14 protein-coding genes are annotated in these 18621 nt (G+C 55.5%); 10 read left to right on the top strand and 4 right to left on the bottom strand.

Annotated features, from left to right (window positions below):
- The first annotated feature begins 130 nt into the window (after positions 1–130).
- The 4 genes from dmsA to KB890_RS05755 all read left to right on the top strand — a co-directional run bounded on the left by dmsA (position 131) and on the right by KB890_RS05755 (position 5485).
- Complete coding sequence (gene dmsA, locus KB890_RS05770; RefSeq protein WP_004147794.1) at positions 131–2569, top strand: dimethylsulfoxide reductase subunit A; 2439 nt, start codon at positions 131–133, stop codon at positions 2567–2569.
- A 10-nt stretch (positions 2570–2579) separates the two neighbouring features.
- Positions 2580–3197 carry a DMSO/selenate family reductase complex B subunit gene (locus KB890_RS05765; protein ID WP_004150845.1) on the top strand — a complete coding sequence of 206 codons (618 nt, stop codon included), beginning with the start codon at positions 2580–2582 and terminating at the stop codon, positions 3195–3197.
- Between the two features lies 1 nt (position 3198).
- The gene (locus KB890_RS05760; RefSeq protein ID WP_022631249.1) at positions 3199–4062 is read left to right on the top strand and encodes a dimethyl sulfoxide reductase anchor subunit family protein; all 864 of its coding nucleotides are present in this window, start codon (positions 3199–3201) and stop codon (positions 4060–4062) included.
- A gap of 274 nt (positions 4063–4336) precedes the next feature.
- Positions 4337–5485 (top strand): MFS transporter, encoded by a 1149-nt coding sequence (locus tag KB890_RS05755; protein ID WP_004150843.1) that lies wholly within the window; start codon positions 4337–4339, stop codon positions 5483–5485.
- A gap of 162 nt (positions 5486–5647) precedes the next feature.
- Here KB890_RS05755 and pflA read toward each other — a convergent pair whose 3' ends face one another.
- From pflA to ycaO, 4 genes are all read right to left on the bottom strand, one after another.
- Positions 5648–6388: a pyruvate formate lyase 1-activating protein gene (pflA, locus tag KB890_RS05750; protein ID WP_002898145.1), complete on the bottom strand. Its 741-nt coding sequence runs from the start codon at positions 6386–6388 to the stop codon at positions 5648–5650.
- A gap of 191 nt (positions 6389–6579) precedes the next feature.
- Positions 6580–8862, bottom strand: coding sequence for a formate C-acetyltransferase (pflB, locus tag KB890_RS05745; RefSeq protein ID WP_004191136.1), 2283 nt, complete (start codon positions 8860–8862; stop codon positions 6580–6582).
- Between the two features lie 51 nt (positions 8863–8913).
- The gene (focA, locus tag KB890_RS05740; RefSeq protein ID WP_002898150.1) at positions 8914–9771 is read right to left on the bottom strand and encodes a formate transporter FocA; all 858 of its coding nucleotides are present in this window, start codon (positions 9769–9771) and stop codon (positions 8914–8916) included.
- A gap of 385 nt (positions 9772–10156) precedes the next feature.
- Positions 10157–11917, bottom strand: coding sequence for a 30S ribosomal protein S12 methylthiotransferase accessory factor YcaO (gene ycaO, locus KB890_RS05735; RefSeq protein ID WP_004150842.1), 1761 nt, complete (start codon positions 11915–11917; stop codon positions 10157–10159).
- Between the two features lie 115 nt (positions 11918–12032).
- Between ycaO and KB890_RS05730 the strand changes: the two genes are divergently transcribed.
- The 6 genes from KB890_RS05730 (at position 12033) to ihfB (ending at position 18463) form a co-directional block, all read left to right on the top strand.
- The gene (locus KB890_RS05730; protein WP_002898152.1) at positions 12033–12725 is read left to right on the top strand and encodes a DUF421 domain-containing protein; all 693 of its coding nucleotides are present in this window, start codon (positions 12033–12035) and stop codon (positions 12723–12725) included.
- A gap of 188 nt (positions 12726–12913) precedes the next feature.
- Positions 12914–14002 (top strand): 3-phosphoserine/phosphohydroxythreonine transaminase, encoded by a 1089-nt coding sequence (serC, locus tag KB890_RS05725; RefSeq protein ID WP_020325314.1) that lies wholly within the window; start codon positions 12914–12916, stop codon positions 14000–14002.
- A gap of 73 nt (positions 14003–14075) precedes the next feature.
- Complete coding sequence (aroA, locus tag KB890_RS05720; protein WP_002898157.1) at positions 14076–15359, top strand: 3-phosphoshikimate 1-carboxyvinyltransferase; 1284 nt, start codon at positions 14076–14078, stop codon at positions 15357–15359.
- A 174-nt stretch (positions 15360–15533) separates the two neighbouring features.
- Positions 15534–16217 (top strand): (d)CMP kinase, encoded by a 684-nt coding sequence (gene cmk, locus KB890_RS05715; protein WP_002898160.1) that lies wholly within the window; start codon positions 15534–15536, stop codon positions 16215–16217.
- Positions 16218–16350: 133 nt separating this feature from the next.
- The gene (gene rpsA, locus KB890_RS05710; protein ID WP_002898162.1) at positions 16351–18024 is read left to right on the top strand and encodes a 30S ribosomal protein S1; all 1674 of its coding nucleotides are present in this window, start codon (positions 16351–16353) and stop codon (positions 18022–18024) included.
- 151 nt (positions 18025–18175) lie between these two features.
- The gene (ihfB, locus tag KB890_RS05705) at positions 18176–18463 is read left to right on the top strand and encodes an integration host factor subunit beta (RefSeq protein ID WP_002898165.1); all 288 of its coding nucleotides are present in this window, start codon (positions 18176–18178) and stop codon (positions 18461–18463) included.
- The last annotated feature ends 158 nt before the right edge of the window (positions 18464–18621 follow it).

The raw sequence follows: 18621 nt of genomic DNA, 5'->3' as shown, positions 1-18621 counted from the left end.
TCCTTGCCGCGAATGCAGTGATACTCCCTTTGGATTAAACCAGCATAAAAAACCAATAATATCGCAAAGCATTATATATATGTCTATATAACGCTTGTCAGTTTATTGTGAGCAACCAAAGCGAGTATCCATGAAAATTAAAGCCCCTGATGCTTTACTGGCTGCTGAGGTAAGCCGCCGTGGTCTGATGAAAACCACGGCAATAGGCGGCCTGGCGCTGGCCAGCAACGCACTAACGTTACCCTTTACCCGACTGTCGCATGCTGCCGATACGCCGGCGCCCGCCAGTGAGAAGGTGGTCTGGAGCGCCTGCACCGTCAACTGCGGTAGCCGTTGCCCGCTGCGCATGCACGTGGTGGATGGCGCGATTAAATACGTCGAAACCGATAATACCGGTGACGATAACTATGACGGTTTGCACCAGGTCCGCGCCTGCCTGCGTGGGCGTTCAATGCGCCGCCGAGTCTATAATCCGGACCGTCTGAAGTACCCGATGAAGCGCGTTGGTAAACGCGGTGAGGGCAAGTTCGAGCAAATCAGCTGGGAAGAGGCGTTGGATACCATCGCCAGCAATATGCAGCGGCTGATTAAAGAGTACGGCAATGAATCCATCTATCTGAACTACGGCACCGGCACGCTCGGCGGGACGCTGACCCGCTCCTGGCCGCCGGGGAAAACGCTGATTGCCCGTCTGATGAACTGCTGCGGTGGCTATCTCAATCATTATGGCGACTATTCATCAGCGCAGATTGCTGCCGGTCTGAATTACACCTACGGCGGCTGGGCGGACGGCAACAGCCCATCGGATATTGAAAACAGTCAGCTGGTGGTGCTGTTCGGCAATAACCCCGGCGAAACGCGGATGAGCGGCGGCGGGGTAACGTACTACCTTGAACAGGCGCGGCAGAAATCCAATGCCCGGATGATAATCATCGATCCGCGCTATACCGACACCGGCGCCGGGCGTGAAGATGAATGGATCCCGATTCGTCCGGGGACCGATGCGGCACTGGTTTCGGGCCTCGCGTGGGTGATGATCACCGAGAATCTGGTCGATCAGCCGTTCCTCGATAAATACTGCGTGGGATACGACGAGAAAACGCTGCCCGCCGGTGCGCCAGCCAATGGTCATTACAAAGCTTACATTCTTGGCCAGGGCACTGACGGTATCGCCAAAACGCCGGAGTGGGCCTCGACAATTACCGGTATTCCGCGCGAACGCATTGTTAAACTGGCGCGCGAAATTGCCACCGCCAAACCGGCCTATATTAGCCAGGGCTGGGGTCCGCAGCGTCACGCCAACGGAGAGATCGCCACCCGCGCCATCTCAATGCTCGCCATTCTGACGGGTAACGTCGGGATCAACGGCGGCAATAGCGGGGCGCGCGAGGGCTCGTATAGTCTGCCTTTTGAGCGTATGCCGACGCTGGAGAATCCTGTTGAGACCAGTATCTCGATGTTTATGTGGACCGATGCGATTGAGCGCGGCCCGGAAATGACCGCTCTGCGCGACGGCGTACGCGGTAAAGATAAGCTCGACGTGCCGATCAAAATGATCTGGAACTATGCGGGCAACTGTCTGATTAACCAGCATTCTGAGATCAACCGGACCCACGAAATCCTGCAGGACGACAAGAAATGCGAGATGATTGTGGTCATTGACTGCCATATGACCTCCTCGGCGAAATACGCCGATATTCTGCTGCCTGACTGTACCGCCTCCGAGCAGATGGATTTCGCGCTGGATGCCTCCTGCGGCAACATGTCCTACGTTATCTTTGCCGATCAGGCCATCAAGCCGCGCTTTGAATGCAAAACCATCTATGAGATGACCAGCGAACTGGCAAAGCGTCTGGGCGTCGAAGAGCAGTTTACCGAAGGCCGTACCCAGGAAGGCTGGATGCGCTATTTGTATGAGCAGTCGCGCAAAGCGATTCCCGACCTGCCGGATTTCGACACCTTCCGTCAGCAGGGCATCTATAAGCAGCGCGATCCGCAAGGTCATCATGTGGCCTACAAAGCCTTCCGTGAGGATCCGCAGGCTAATCCGCTGACAACGCCTTCGGGCAAGATCGAAATTTACTCGCAGGATCTGGCGAAAATCGCGGCCACCTGGGAGCTGCCGGAAGGGGATGTTATCGATCCGCTGCCGATCTACACCCCGGGTTTCGAAAACTACAACGATCCGCTGACAGCGAAATACCCGCTACAGCTCACCGGCTTCCACTATAAATCTCGCGTCCACTCGACCTACGGCAACGTCGATGTGCTGAAGGCCGCCTGTCGGCAGGAGATGTGGATTAACCCGATCGATGCCCGCAAGCGCGGCATTGCCAACGGCGATCGTATTCGCATCTTCAACGATCGGGGTGAAGTGCATATCGAAGCGAAGGTGACGCCGCGCATGATGCCGGGCGTCGTCGCGCTGGGGGAAGGGGCCTGGTACAACCCGGACGCCTCGCGTGTGGATCAGGCGGGCAGCATCAACGTGCTGACCACCCAGCGTCCGTCGCCGCTGGCGAAGGGAAACCCGTCGCATACCAACCTCGTTCAGGTTGAGAAGCTGTAAGGAGTAACCGATGACAACTCAGTATGGATTTTTTATTGATTCCGCCCGTTGCACCGGTTGCAAAACCTGCGAACTGGCCTGTAAGGACTACAAGAACCTGACCCCGGAGGTCAGCTTCCGCCGCATCTATGAATATGCCGGCGGCGACTGGCAGGAGGACAACGGCGTCTGGCAGCAGAACGTGTTTGCCTATTACCTCTCCATCGCCTGTAACCACTGTGAAGATCCGGCCTGCACCAAGGTCTGTCCGAGCGGCGCGATGCATAAGCGCGAAGACGGTTTTGTGGTGGTCAACGAAGAGGTATGCATTGGCTGCCGCTACTGCCATATGGCCTGCCCGTACGGCGCCCCACAGTATAATGCCGACAAAGGCCATATGACCAAGTGCGATGGCTGTCACGAGCGCGTCGCCGAGGGGAAAAAGCCGATCTGCGTCGAGTCCTGCCCGCTGCGGGCGTTGGATTTCGGGCCGATTGCCGAACTGCGCGCTAAGCACGGCCAGCTGGCCGCGGTAGCGCCGCTGCCGTCGGCGCACTTTACCCGGCCGAGTATCGTTATCAAACCTAACGCCAATGCCCGGCCGTGTGGCGATACCACCGGTTACCTGGCGAACCCGAAGGAGGTGTGAGATGGGAAACGGATGGCATGAATGGCCGCTGATGGTCTTTACGGTCTTCGGCCAGTGCGTCGTAGGCGGCTTTATTGTTCTGGCGCTGGCGCTGATGACAGGCAAGCTTTCCCGTGAGCAGGAGCTGCGCGTGGTGGGCAGCATGTTCGGACTGTGGGTATTGATGGGGATCGGGTTTATTGCCTCGACGATGCACCTTGGCTCGCCGCTGCGGGCCTTTAATTCGCTGAATCGCATGGGAGCCTCGTCGCTGAGTAATGAAATAGCCAGCGGGGCGATCTTCTTCGCCGTCGGCGGAATTGGCTGGCTGCTGGCCGTGTGCAAAAAGCTGCCTGCCGGCCTGCGGAGCCTGTGGCTGGTGGTGACCATGGTGCTGGGCGTGATTTTCGTGTGGATGATGGTGCGGGTATACAACACCATCGACACGGTGCCGACCTGGTACACCGTTTGGACGCCGCTGAGCTTCTTCCTGACGCTGTTTATCGGCGGTCCACTGCTGGGCTACCTGCTGCTGCGCGTCGCAGGCGTCGATGGTTGGGCGCTGCGCCTGCTGCCGGTGGTTAGTTTGCTGGCGCTGCTGGTCAGTATTATGGTGGTCGTGATGCAGGGAAGTGAACTTGCCACCATCCGCAGCTCAGTTCAGCAGGCCTCCGCCCTGGTGCCGGATTACGGGTTGCTTATGGCCTGGCGCGTGGTGCTGCTGGCCCTGGCCCTGGCCTGCTGGTGCGTGCCGCAGATTCGCGGCCGCAAACCGGCGGTCTCGCTGCTCGGCCTGGCCTTTGTTCTGATACTGGCGGGAGAGATGATCGGCCGCGGCGTATTCTATGGCCTGCATATGACCGTTGGGATGGCTGTCGCCAGTTAACTACCTCCATCATGCCGGTGCCTAACCACCGGCATGATGAAAACGTGCTGTCGATAGATGAAATTTTTCAACTGAAATTAACTTCGGCATTTATTAATAAACCAGCAAAAACAATAGCGTATTATCTGTTGTCTCACCTTTTTCCATCCTCTGGATAAAAAACTTCTATCGTAGCCGACAAAACCGCGTCACGCCTGATTTCAGGTGGATTGACAATGTTTTTAGCAGTGGCATGATGCGCTCGCGATCTGAACATTCCTCACGGTTTTTACCCATGACCATCTACACCCGGCCAGTGCAAATGCTGCTCTGTGGCCTGCTTTTATTGACCCTGGCGATAGCGGTGCTGAATACGCTCGTCCCGCTCTGGCTCGCCCATGAAAACATGCCAACCTGGCAGGTCGGCATGGTGGGGTCATCCTATTTTACCGGCAACCTGGCCGGTACGTTGCTGGCCGGCTGGGTGATCAAGCGCCTGGGGTTTAACCGTAGCTATTATCTCGCATCGTTAATTTTCGCCGTCGGCTGCGTAGGGCTGGGGATCACCGTTGGCTTCTGGACATGGCTGAGCTGGCGTTTTATCGCCGGCGTAGGTTGCGCGATGATCTGGGTGGTGGTGGAAAGCGCGCTGGTTTGCAGCGGCACTTCCCGCAGTCGCGGTCGTCTGCTGGCGGCGTACATGATGGTCTATTACGTCGGTACCGTACTGGGCCAGCTGATGGTCAGTAAATTACCCACCGATTTAATGAGCGTCCTGCCGTGGGTGACCGGCCTGGCGCTGGCGGCGATCCTGCCGTTGCTGTTTACCCGCATTATGGGGCAGGCAGAAGAGCCGCATGAAACGGTACGTATCTGGCCGATGCTGAAGCTACGCCAGGCGCGCCACGGGGTCAATGGCTGTATTATTTCGGGGATTGTCCTCGGCTCGCTGTATGGCCTGATGCCGCTGTGGCTGAACCATCAGGGCGTCAGCGACTCCGGCATCGGCTTCTGGATGGCGGTGATGGTGAGTGCGGGGATCCTCGGCCAGTGGCCGGTAGGGCGCCTGGCAGACCGCTACGGTCGCCTGCTGGTGCTGCGGGTACAGGTCTTTGTGGTCATTCTGGGATGTCTGGCGATGCTTAGTCAGGCGGCAATGGCTCCGGCGCTGTTTGTGCTTGGGGCATCTGGTTTCACGCTGTATCCGGTGGCGATGGCCTGGGCCTGTGAAAAAGTGGAGCACCATCAGCTGGTGGCGATGAATCAGGCGCTGCTGATGAGCTATACCATCGGCAGCCTGCTGGGCCCGACCCTGACGGCGATGCTGATGCAGAACTTCTCAGACAACCTGCTGTTTATCATGATCGCCAGCGTGTCGTTTATCTATCTGCTGACCCTGCTGCGCAAAGCCGGGCATCATCCGACGCCGGTGGCGCACGCCTGACCCTGCAACGCGCAGCGCATGCTGCGCGTCATCTGCTGCAATCGCATAGGCTTACTGCCGCAGAGAGGACAAGTCGTTTTTCATGAGAATGAAACGGCGGGGCGGACACAGCTTCCCACGCCGTTGCAGGCCGGCATAAGCGCATCACCGGCCCGGGCGGGATTAGTACATTACTTTGTGACCATACTGCTCAAGGATGCCTTTTACCCGCTCCATGGTCTCTTTCTTCGGCGGATGGACGCCGTCCAGCTTGTACTCTTCGCCCATCGCTACCCATTTGTGTTTACCCAGCTCATGGTAGGGCAGCAGCTCGATTTTTTCGACATTGCCCATATCGCGGGTAAATTCGCCCAGGCGGTGCGCGGAATCATCATCGTCTGACCAGCCGGGAACCACCACGTAGCGGATCCAGACATTGATATTCTTCTTCGCCAGATACTGGGCGAATTCCAGCGTACGATGGTTAGAGACGCCGACCAGGTTCTGGTGAATCTCATCGTTCATCTGCTTGAGATCCAGCATCACCAGGTCTGTTACCTCCAGCAGCTCGTCGATAACCGGATCGTAGCGACGTACGAAGCCGTTGGTATCCAGGCAGGTGTGGATGCCTTCTTTCTTACACGCGCGGAACCAGTCGCGAACAAACTCCGCCTGCAGGATCGCCTCACCGCCCGAGGCGGTGACGCCGCCGCCGGAAGCATTCATAAAGTGACGATAGGTCACCACCTCTTTCATTAATTCTTCAACGGTGATTTCTTTGCCGCCGTGGGTATCCCAGGTGTCACGGTTATGGCAGTACAGGCAGCGCATCAGGCAGCCCTGGAAAAAGGTAATAAAGCGGATGCCCGGGCCATCAACGGTGCCACAGGATTCAAAGGAGTGAATGCGACCAATAACTGACATTGCGGTGTTTTCTCCAGATGTGGCCCATCCGGGGCCGTGTTGGTGCGCAGCTCAGCGGCTGCGTCGAGTCTGTTTTGACAGGTACCCAAAGTATAGATAACTGGCAAAGCAGGCTGGGGCGGGGAATGCTTGTTAAAAAGGCCCCACTGATGTGGGGCCTTTATTGTACGCCTTTTCAGTCAGACAGGGAATTACATGGTCTGAGTGAAGGTACGGGTAATAACATCCTGCTGCTGTTCTTTGGTCAGGGAGTTAAAACGTACGGCGTAGCCAGAGACACGGATGGTCAGCTGCGGATATTTTTCCGGGTTTTCCATCGCGTCGAGCAGCATTTCGCGGTTCATGACGTTCACGTTCAGGTGCTGACCACCTTCGATGGACGCTTCGTGATGGAAGTAACCATCCATCAGACCCGCCAGGTTGGTCTTACGAACTTCGTCGTCTTTACCCAGCGCGTTCGGCACGATAGAGAAGGTATAAGAGATACCATCTTTCGCGTAAGCAAACGGCAGTTTAGCGACGGAGGTCAGAGAGGCTACTGCGCCTTTCTGGTCACGGCCGTGCATCGGGTTAGCACCTGGACCGAACGGCGCGCCAGCGCGACGACCGTCTGGGGTGTTACCGGTTTTCTTACCGTACACCACGTTAGAGGTGATGGTCAGAACAGACTGAGTCGGGATAGCGTTGCGGTAGGTGTGCAGTTTCTGAATTTTCTTCATGAAACGTTCAACCAGGTCAACGGCCATGTCATCGACGCGAGGGTCGTTGTTACCAAACTGCGGGTATTCGCCTTCGATTTCGAAGTCAACAGCCAGACCGTCTTCGTCACGAATCGGTTTAACTTTCGCATATTTGATAGCAGACAGGGAGTCAGCAGCAACGGACAGACCAGCGATACCACACGCCATGGTGCGGATAACGTCACGGTCGTGCAGCGCCATCAGAGAGGCTTCGTAGCTGTACTTGTCGTGCATGTAGTGGATGATGTTCAGCGCGGTGACGTACTGTTTAGCCAGCCAGTCCATGAAGTGATCCATGCGATCCATTACTTCGTCGAAGTTCAGGACGTCGCCTTTGATCGGTTCAGATTTCGGACCAACCTGCATTTTCAGTTTTTCATCCACGCCGCCGTTGATAGCGTACAGCATGGTTTTCGCGAGGTTAGCGCGAGCGCCGAAGAACTGCATTTGCTTACCAACAACCATCGGGCTTACGCAGCATGCGATAGCGTAGTCGTCGTTGTTGAAGTCCGGACGCATCAGGTCATCGTTCTCATACTGCAGAGAAGAGGTATCGATGGACACTTTAGCGGCGAATTTCTTGAAGCTCAGCGGCAGTTTTTCAGACCACAGGATAGTAATGTTCGGCTCCGGAGACGGCCCCATGGTGTACAGGGTGTTCAGGAAGCGGAAGCTGTTTTTGGTCACCAGAGTACGGCCGTCAACGCCCATACCGCCGATGGATTCCGTTGCCCAAATCGGGTCGCCGGAGAACAGTTCATCATATTCCGGGGTACGCAGGAAGCGAACCATACGCAGTTTCATGACCAGGTGGTCAACCATTTCCTGCGCGTCTTGCTCGGTGATTTTACCCGCCTGCAGGTCACGCTCGATGTAGATATCCAGGAAGCTGGAGGTACGACCGAAGGACATTGCCGCGCCGTTCTGAGATTTCACGGCAGCCAGGTAACCGAAGTAGGTCCACTGAATCGCTTCCTGAGCGGTGGTCGCCGGACCAGAGATGTCATAGCCATATTTAGCGGCCATCTCTTTGATCTGGCCCAGTGCGCGGTGTTGTTCAGCGATTTCTTCACGCAGACGGATGGTCGCTTCCAGGTCTTCGCCGCTTTCCAGTTTCGCTTGCAGAGAGTTGAACTGGGCGAATTTGTCTTTCATCAGGAAGTCGATACCGTACAGCGCAACGCGACGGTAGTCACCGATGATACGACCACGACCGTAAGCATCCGGCAGACCCGTCAGCACGCCGGATTTACGGCAGCGCAGGATGTCCGGGGTATAGACGTCGAAAACGCCCTGGTTGTGAGTTTTACGGTACTCTGTGAAGATTTTTTTCAGCATCGGGTCCAGCTCGCGATTATACGCTTTGCAGGAACCTTCAACCATTTTGATACCACCGAACGGGATGATCGCACGTTTCAGCGGCGCTTCGGTCTGCAGACCAACGATTTTTTCCAGACCTTTCTCGATATAGCCCGCGTCGTGAGAGGTGATGGTGGAAGCCAGGGCAGTGTCAAAATCAACAGGCGCGTGAGTGCGGTTTTCCTGTTTTACACCTTCCATTACGGTGTCCCACAGCTTGGTGGTCGCTTCAGTCGCGCCAGCCAGGAAGGATTCGTCGCCTTCATATGGGGTGTAGTTTTTCTGAATAAAGTCACGGACGTTGACTTCATTCTGCCAGTCACCTTTCGCAAAACCTTCCCAGGCTGTGGCTAACTTTTCATTAAGCTCGGACATGTAACACCTACCTTCTTAAGTGGATTTTTTATTTACTGCCTGAAACAACCCTTAGTGATGGTCGTTGCCACGCAGGTAAATGACCCAGTATGTCAACCCGACCAGCAGACCTCCGCCGATAATGTTCCCGATAGTTACCGGAATCAGGTTATCAGTGATGAAGTTCATAACGGTCAAGTGAGAGAAACTTTCCGGAGTCGAACCGATGGCGGTCCAGAATTCCGGGCTTGCAAAGTTGCGGATTACGATACCCATCGGGATCATAAACATGTTGGCGATGCTGTGCTCAAAGCCGCTGGCAACGAACATCGCTACCGGCAGGACCATGATCATCGCTTTATCCATCAGGCTACGACCGGAATAGCTCATCCATACGGCGAGACAAACCATCAGGTTAGCGAGGATACCCAGGCTCACGGCCTCCACAAAAGTATGGTGCATTTTGTGGTCGGCGGTCTGCAGAACGTTTAGCCCCCAGCCGCCGTTGGCAGTCATATATTCGCCTGATAACCACATCAGCAGCACAAACAGCAGCGCGCCCACCAGGTTACCAAAATAGACGTTGAGCCAGTTTTTTGCCAGTTGCCCCCAGGTAATTCGACCGCTGGCTTTGGCCACCACGATCAGTACCGTAGAGGTAAAGAGGTCAGCGCCGCAGATAACGCACAGAATCAGACCCAGAGAAAAACAGATCCCACCGATAAGTTTGGCAATCCCATAAGGCATCGCGGCAGTGCCGGTGGTCGCGGTGATATAGAATACGAAAGCGATGGAGATGAAAACGCCAGCGGTGATCGCCAGATAAAACGTCTTCATCGGATGCTTCGTTGCTTTATAGACACCTGCTTCTTCGGCGACTTTCGCCATCGCGGCAGGGAGCAAAAGATCAAAAGGGTTGTCAGCTTTCACACTAACTCTCTCTTTATATAAGTTGGCGGTGAGATACTAACAAAGCATTATAGAAGGGAAATTGATATAGATCATATCTCACCGGAACTATATGCCTTTTTAGTGTGTGGTTTTTATTGAGATTATCTATAACTGCATGAAATGTATAGAGAAAATAATTTTTAAATTTTATAAATAATGTTGAATTTTTTCTTTTTTACCCCCATTTTTGAGTTAATTAAAATGGAGTATTTTTATTAAATTTAACAATTGATAAATGATGAAATGGCGTTATTTAACATTAATTAACTTTACAACTACAAATTATAGGAGGCGCTTTCTCAGGGTTAAATAACGGAGCCGCTGAGGGCTCCGTTGTAAGCATGAACGATGGCGCAAGCTGGGCTTATTTTGCCCAAAACGCCGCTTTCGCCCGCTGCAGTTTTTCATAGGCTTTCAGCAGCGACTGATGGGCCGGGAAGGCCTGCAGATCGCTATCGACCGCCTGGAGACCATAGAACGGCGCTTCCCCGCTCAGCGCCGCGCTGGCGGCTTCGACCGCGTCGGCGCCGTACATACGGATGAAGGCGTTCAGGTACTGCAGCGGCTGACGCTCTTCTTCCTGGCTCAGCAGCAGCAGGGTTTGCAGACAGCGATAGTAGTTCGCGCGCTCCGCGCTGAAGACCGAAGCATTGAATTCCATGGTCCACTCGGTCCAGATCAGCGCCTGTTCCAGATCGCCGCCGGCCAGGGCCAGCATCGCTTTCAGCTCGCCGACGCGCAGGGTATACCAGCCGTTGTCTTTTCCGGTGGCGAGCCCCAGCAGTTCGCGAACGCGGGTGAAATCATCCAGACCTTCATCGTCCATCTGCTCGATCAGCGCCAGGTAATCTTCTTTATCCCACTCGCTGCCCGGCAGGGACAGAATGGTGTCCCGCAGATGAGCGCCCATGCTGTTGTTCGCCAGCCACAGGTCTTCCGCCGGGTATATGTCCGACATCCCCGGGACGATGATACGGCAGGCGTAAACGCCCAGGTGCTCGTAGTCGGCGATGTACACTTCTTTATCTTCGGCCTTGAAGATGGCCATCAGGGTGGCGAACTCTTCTTCGGTAGTACCAGAGAAGCTCCAGTCAACGAATGGATAGTCGGCGTCCTGCTTGAACATATCCCAGGAGATCAGGCCGCTGGAGTCGATAAAGTGGGTTTCGAGGTTCGCGTGCTCGGCGACCTCTTCGTCATCGAAGGTTGGCGGCGTGAAGACGTCGAGGTCTTTCAGGCTGCGGCCCTGCAGCAGTTCGGTGACGGTTCGCTCCAGCGCCACGCCAAAGTCCGGGTGGGCGCCGAAGGAGGCGAAGCAGGTGCCGTTAGCCGGGTTAAACAGCACGACGCAGATAACCGGATATTTGCCGCCCAGCGAGCCATCATAGGCAAAGATCGGGAAACCTTCAGCTTCCAGTTTGGCGATCGACTCCACGACGCCCGGATAGCGCGCCATGACTTCCGCCGGGATCTCCGGCAGGCTGATGCTTTCAGCGATGATGCGGTTTTTAATGTGACGTTCAAAGACCTCTGACAGACCCTGTACCCGCGCTTCGTTGCGGGTGTTACCGGCGGACATGCCGTTGGAGACGTACAGGTTACCGACAATATTCATCGGAATATAGACGGTTTCGCCGTCGGACTGGCGGGTAAAAGGCAGACCGCACACGCCGCGCTCATCGTTACCCGACTGCAGATCCACCAGCATACTGGCCGTTAACTGATCGTCAGGATCGTAGAACGCGCGCAGGCGGGCATCCAGCAGACCTTCCGGGACTTCATCATCCTCAGTCAGCGGGAACCACTTTTCGTTCGGGTAGTGAACAAACGGGCCGTTAGCGATAGTGTCGCCTAACCAGAAGTCGGCGAAGAAATAGTTAGTGGACAGACGTTCGAAATATTCGCCCAGCGCGGAGGCCAGGGCTGCCTTTTTGGTGGCGCCTTTACCATTGGTAAAGCACAGCGCGCACGCTTTATCGCGAATGTGAACGGACCACACGTGCGGCACCGGGTTCAGCCACGAGGCCTCTTCGATATCAAATCCGAGGTCGAGCAATTTCTGCTGGAAGCGAGCGATGGAATCTTCCAGGGCGGCATCTTTGCCGGGAATAAACGTTTGGGTCATGGCGATCACTTTTGTCGTACGGAAAGCGCGCAATGATACGGCTTTTATCTGACAGGTGCTATCTCCATCATCTGGCTATGCTTAGAGGCATCTTTAATACACAGGGAGATGGAAAATGAAAGCCTTTGACTGGCAGCGGATGGCGCTCGATAAAGTACCGGTGGAATTCCTGGCGGAGGTGGCGTTGCGCAGCCTCTATACCTTCGTTCTGGTCTTTATTTTCCTCAAGATTACCGGACGGCGCGGCGTGCGGCAGATGTCGCTGTTCGAGGTGCTGATTATTTTGACCCTCGGCTCGGCGGCGGGTGACGTGGCGTTTTATGACGATGTGCCGCTGCTGCCGGTGCTGGTGGTCTTCGTTACGCTGGCGCTACTGTATCGCGGCATTATGTGGCTGATGGGGCATAGCGAAAAGCTGGAGGATCTACTGGAGGGGAAACCTATCGTAGTGGTGGAAGAGGGGCAGTTGGCCTGGGAGAAGCTGCATGCGGAAAACATGACCGAATTCGAATTTTTTATGGAGCTGCGGGTCAACAGCGTCGAGCAGCTTGGCCAGGTTCGGCTGGCAATCCTCGAAACCAACGGGCAGATCAGCGTGTTTTATTATCCCGATGAAGAGGTGAGGGCCGGATTATCGATCCTTCCAGCGCATTGTACCACACGCTATACCACCATTCCGCAAGAGGGGATCTATGCCTGCGTGCGCTGCAGCATCGTAATGGCGATGCAGGCGGGAGAAAAACGAATATGTCCGCGCTGCGCAAATGCAGAATGGTCGAAGGCCAGCCGGGCGAAACGACTTACCTGACAGCAAATATGTCGGTTTTATTACGTCAAGCCGATAGATTCTGTTGTGTGACGGCGGCCGCGTTTTACCGTCGGCGAGTTTTAGCCATTGCGGACCGTGTCACTGAATGATAAAACCGATAGCCACAGGAATAACTTATGCCCGCGGCGGTTCGCGGGCAAAACAACATAGCAACGTGGTGAGGGGAAATGGCTCAGGTCTATAACTTCAGTTCGGGCCCGGCAATGCTGCCGGCGGAAGTACTCAAACTGGCGCAGCAGGAACTGTGCGACTGGCACGGTCTGGGGACGTCGGTCATGGAGATCAGTCACCGTGGTAAGGAGTTTATCCAGGTGGCAGAAGAGGCAGAACAGGACTTCCGCGCTCTGCTGAACATCCCTTCCAACTATAAAGTTTTATTCTGCCACGGCGGCGGCCGCGGCCAGTTCGCCGGGATCCCGCTGAACATCCTCGGCGATAAAAAGGTCGCTGACTATGTGGACGCCGGCTACTGGGCGGCCAGCGCGGTCAAAGAGGCGAAGAAATACTGCACGCCGAACGTTATCGACGCGAAAATCACCGTCGACGGCAAGCGCGCTGTGAAGCCGATGAGCGAGTGGCAGCTGACCCCGGGGGCGGCCTATCTGCACTACTGCCCGAACGAAACCATTGATGGTATCGCGATTGATGAGACGCCGAACTTCGGCGAAGACGTCATCGTGACCGCCGATTTCTCCTCCACCATTCTTTCCCGCGAAATTGACGTCAACCGCTTCGGCGTAATCTACGCCGGCGCGCAGAAGAATATCGGTCCGGCTGGGCTGACGCTGGTCATCGTGCGTGAAGATCTGCTGGGCAAAGCCAGCGTGGCCTGCCCATCAATTCTTGACTACACCGTGTTAAGCGAGAATGACTCGATGTTTAACACACCGCCGACGTTCGCATGGTATCTGGCTGGACTGGTGTTTAAGTGGCTGAAACAGCAGGGCGGGGTTGCCGCGATGGATAAAATCAACCAGCAGAAAGCCGAACTGCTCTACGGCGTGATCGATAACAGCGGCTTCTATCGTAACGATGTGGCGCAGGCCAACCGTTCGCGTATGAACGTACCGTTCCAGCTGGCGGACAGCGCCCTGGACAAACTGTTCCTCGAAGAGTCGTTTGCTGCCGGGCTGCACGCGCTGAAGGGCCACCGGGTGGTGGGCGGCATGCGTGCTTCCATCTACAACGCCATGCCGCTGGACGGCGTGAAGGCGTTAACCGACTTTATGCTGGACTTCGAACGCCGCCACGGTTAATCGCCTGTTTCTTTCTTCCTCCCCGCGGCCTGTCTGCGGGGTTTTTATTCTGTTTGTTTGAGAGTGAAGTTTGATGGAATCCCTGACGTTACAACCCATCGCACGCGTAGAGGGCACCGTGAACCTGCCAGGTTCGAAAAGCGTCTCCAACCGCGCGCTGCTGCTGGCTGCCCTGGCCCGCGGCACGACGGTGCTGACCAACCTGCTGGACAGCGACGATGTGCGCCATATGCTGAATGCCCTGAGTGCGCTGGGGGTTCAATATACCCTGTCTGCCGACCGCACCCGCTGCGAAGTGACCGGCAACGGCGGCCCGTTGCGCTCTGCCGCGGCGCTGGAGCTGTTCCTTGGCAACGCCGGTACCGCGATGCGTCCGCTGGCGGCGGCCCTGTGCCTTGGCAGCAACGATATCGTGCTGACCGGCGAACCGCGGATGAAAGAGCGTCCGATCGGCCATCTGGTGGATGCCCTGCGTCAGGGCGGCGCTCAGATCGACTATCTGGAGCAGGAAAATTATCCACCGCTGCGCCTGCGCGGCGGTTTTCAGGGCGGCAACGTCGAGGTTGACGGCAGCGTCTCCAGCCAGTTCCTGACCGCGCTGCTGATGACCGCGCCGCTGGCGCCGCAGGATACCGTCATCGTCATTAAGGGCGATCTGGTGTCGAAACCCTATATCGACATTACGCTGCACCTGATGAAAACCTTCGGCGTTGAGGTGGACAATCAGTCTTATCAGCGATTTGTGGTGCGCGGCAAGCAGCAGTATCAGTCGCCGGGAGATTACCTGGTGGAAGGCGATGCTTCCTCGGCCTCGTATTTCCTCGCCGCTGGCGCCATTAAGGGCGGCACGGTAAAAGTCACCGGTATCGGCCGCAACAGCGTACAGGGCGACATTCGTTTCGCCGACGTACTGGAGAAAATGGGCGCCACCGTCACCTGGGGCGACGATTTCATCGCCTGCACCCACGGCGAACTCAAGGCGGTCGATATGGATATGAACCATATCCCGGACGCCGCGATGACCATCGCCACCGCCGCGCTGTTCGCGCAAGGGACCACTACCCTGCGCAATATCTACAACTGGCGGGTCAAGGAGACGGACCGTCTGTTCGCCATGGCGACCGAGCTGCGTAAAGTGGGCGCCGAGGTGGAAGAGGGGGAAGATTATATCCGCATCACCCCGCCGGCAAAGTTGAAGTACGCAGAAATCGGCACCTATAACGACCACCGGATGGCGATGTGCTTCTCGCTGGTAGCGCTGTCTGATACGCCGGTGACCATCCTTGATCCCAAATGTACGGCCAAAACGTTCCCTGACTACTTTGAGCAGCTGGCGCGGATCAGTACCCTCGCCTGAGTAAAACTTTGTCATCCCGCGGGCTGATGTCCTGTCAGCCCGCTATAATTGCGCAAAACTTCTGCTTTTCATTTCCTGTAGTCCGTAATTTACAAGCAATGCTCACTTTCCGGCGTATTGATGCGTATAATGCGCGGCGTTTATATTCCATGCGCCTTGCTGAAGGAGAAAAAGATGACGGCGAATATTCCGGTAATCACCATTGATGGGCCTGGCGGTGCGGGTAAAGGTACGTTGTGCAAGGCAATGGCGGAAGCGCTGGGCTGGCATCTGTTAGATTCAGGCGCGATCTACCGCGTTCTGGCGCTGGCGGCGCTGCATCATCATGTCGACGTGGAGTCCGAAGAGGCGCTGGTGCCCCTGGCTGCCCATCTTGACGTGCGTTTTATTTCTACTGACGGCAACCTGGAAGTGGTGCTGGAAGGGGAAGATGTCAGTAGCGAAATTCGCACTCAGGAGGTCGCGAACGCGGCCTCGAAAGTGGCGGCTTTTCCGCGCGTTCGCGAAGCGCTGCTGCGCCGCCAGCGCGCCTTCCGCGAACTGCCGGGGCTTATCGCCGACGGTCGCGATATGGGAACGGTAGTTTTCCCGGACGCGCCGGTGAAAATTTTCCTCGATGCCTCGGCCGACGAGCGGGCGCATCGCCGCATGCGGCAGTTGCAGGAAAAGGGCTTTGATGTTAACTTTGAACGTCTTTTGTCCGAGATAAAAGAGCGTGACGATCGCGACCGAAATCGCGCCGTGGCGCCGCTTGTCCCGGCTGCCGATGCATTAGTTCTCGATTCAACCGAACTAAACATTGAGCAAGTGATTGAAAAAGCGCTACAATATGCGCGCGAAAAATTGGCCGTTGCGTAGGCCTTAACCGGTAACGCGCCGAAGCCTCCGAATTATAGCAGTACCCCGCGGCAATGGATGGTCAGCGGGTATGTGAAACAACCCCATCCGGCACGGAGCCAGGTGGACGTTAATATTAACCTGAAGATTAAACATGACTGAATCTTTTGCTCAACTGTTTGAAGAATCCTTAAAAGAAATCGAAACCCGCCCGGGTTCCATCGTTCGTGGTGTTGTTGTTGCTATCGACAAAGACGTAGTACTGGTTGACGCCGGTCTGAAATCTGAGTCCGCCATCCCGGCTGAGCAGTTCAAAAACGCCCAGGGCGAGCTGGAAATCCAGGTTGGTGACGAAGTTGACGTTGCTCTGGATGCAGTAGAAGACGGCTTCGGTGAAACTCTGCTGTCCCGTGAGAAAGCTAAACGTCACGAAGCTTGGATCACGCTGGAGAAAGCTTACGAAGACGCTGAAACTGTTACCGGTGTTATCAACGGCAAAGTTAAAGGTGGCTTCACTGTTGAGCTGAACGGTATTCGTGCGTTCCTGCCGGGTTCCCTGGTAGACGTTCGTCCGGTGCGCGACACGCTGCACCTGGAAGGCAAAGAGCTTGAGTTCAAAGTCATCAAGCTGGACCAGAAGCGTAACAACGTTGTTGTTTCTCGTCGTGCCGTTATCGAATCCGAAAACAGCGCAGAGCGCGATCAGCTGCTGGAAAACCTGCAGGAAGGCATGGAAGTCAAAGGTATCGTTAAGAACCTCACTGACTACGGTGCATTCGTTGATCTGGGCGGCGTTGACGGCCTGCTGCACATCACCGATATGGCCTGGAAACGCGTTAAGCATCCGAGCGAAATCGTAAACGTTGGCGACGAAATCACTGTTAAAGTGCTGAAGTTCGACCGCGAGCGTACCCGTGTATCCCTGGGCCTGAAACAGCTGGGCGAAGATCCGTGGGTAGCTATCGCTAAACGTTATCCGGAAGGTACCAAACTGACCGGTCGCGTGACCAACCTGACCGACTACGGCTGCTTCGTTGAAATCGAAGAGGGCGTTGAAGGCCTGGTTCACGTTTCCGAAATGGATTGGACCAACAAAAACATCCACCCGTCCAAAGTTGTTAACGTTGGCGACGTTGTGGAAGTAATGGTTCTGGATATCGACGAAGAGCGTCGTCGTATCTCCCTGGGTCTGAAGCAGTGCAAATCTAACCCATGGCAGCAGTTCGCGGAAACCCACAACAAGGGCGACCGTGTTGAAGGTAAAATCAAGTCTATCACTGACTTCGGTATCTTCATCGGCCTGGACGGCGGCATCGACGGCCTGGTTCACCTGTCTGACATCTCCTGGAACGTTGCAGGCGAAGAAGCAGTTCGTGAATACAAAAAAGGCGACGAAATCGCAGCAGTTGTTCTGCAGGTTGACGCAGAGCGTGAGCGTATCTCCCTGGGCGTTAAACAGCTCGCGGAAGATCCGTTCAACAACTACGTTGCTCTGAACAAGAAAGGCGCTATCGTTGTTGGTAAAGTGACTGCAGTTGACGCTAAAGGCGCAACCGTAGAACTGGCTGACGGCGTAGAAGGTTACCTGCGTGCTTCTGAAGCATCCCGTGACCGCGTTGAAGACGCAACTCTGGTTCTGAGCGTTGGCGACGAAGTTGAAGCGAAATTCACCGGCGTGGATCGTAAGAACCGCGTAGTGAGCCTGTCTGTACGTGCGAAAGACGAAGCGGAAGAAAAAGACGCTATCGCTACCGTGAACAAGCAGGAAGACGCGAACTTCTCCAACAACGCTATGGCTGAAGCGTTCAAAGCAGCGAAAGGCGAGTAATCTTTGTCATTCAGGTAATAACAACCTGAATAGCGACGAGTTTACTTGACAGATTGCAGGATTCGTCCTGTAATCAAGCACAAAGGGCGGCTACGGCCGCCCTTGTTTAAGCTGTTAGCTAATTTTTGCCTTGAAGGAAACCGGAGGAATAATGACCAAGTCAGAATTGATTGAAAGACTTGCCAGCCAGCAATCTCACATTCCGGCGAAAGCGGTGGAAGATGCTGTTAAAGAAATGCTGGAACATATGGCCTCAACGCTTGCTCAAGGTGAGCGCATTGAAATCCGCGGTTTCGGCAGCTTTTCTCTGCACTATCGAGCACCTCGCACCGGACGTAACCCGAAAACTGGTGATAAAGTCGAACTGGAAGGTAAGTACGTTCCGCACTTTAAGCCCGGGAAAGAATTACGTGACCGCGCCAATATTTATGAAGGGTGAGTTGCACGACGTGCAGCCTGCCTGACGATAAAGAAAGCACCTTCGGGTGCTTTTTTTGTGCCCGCCATTTACGGCCATCCTCACAAAAAAAGCGTGCCCGGCTGCAAGCGAGGCGATTGTCTGGAATGCGCCGCGCAAGCCTGAATTCGCCTCCAGGA

The sequence above is a fragment of the Klebsiella sp. P1954 genome (assembly GCF_018199955.1).
Taxonomy (GTDB): Bacteria; Pseudomonadota; Gammaproteobacteria; order Enterobacterales; family Enterobacteriaceae; genus Klebsiella; species Klebsiella pneumoniae.
Note: the sequence above shows the minus strand (reverse complement) of the source record. Positions and strands in the feature narration are given on the sequence as shown.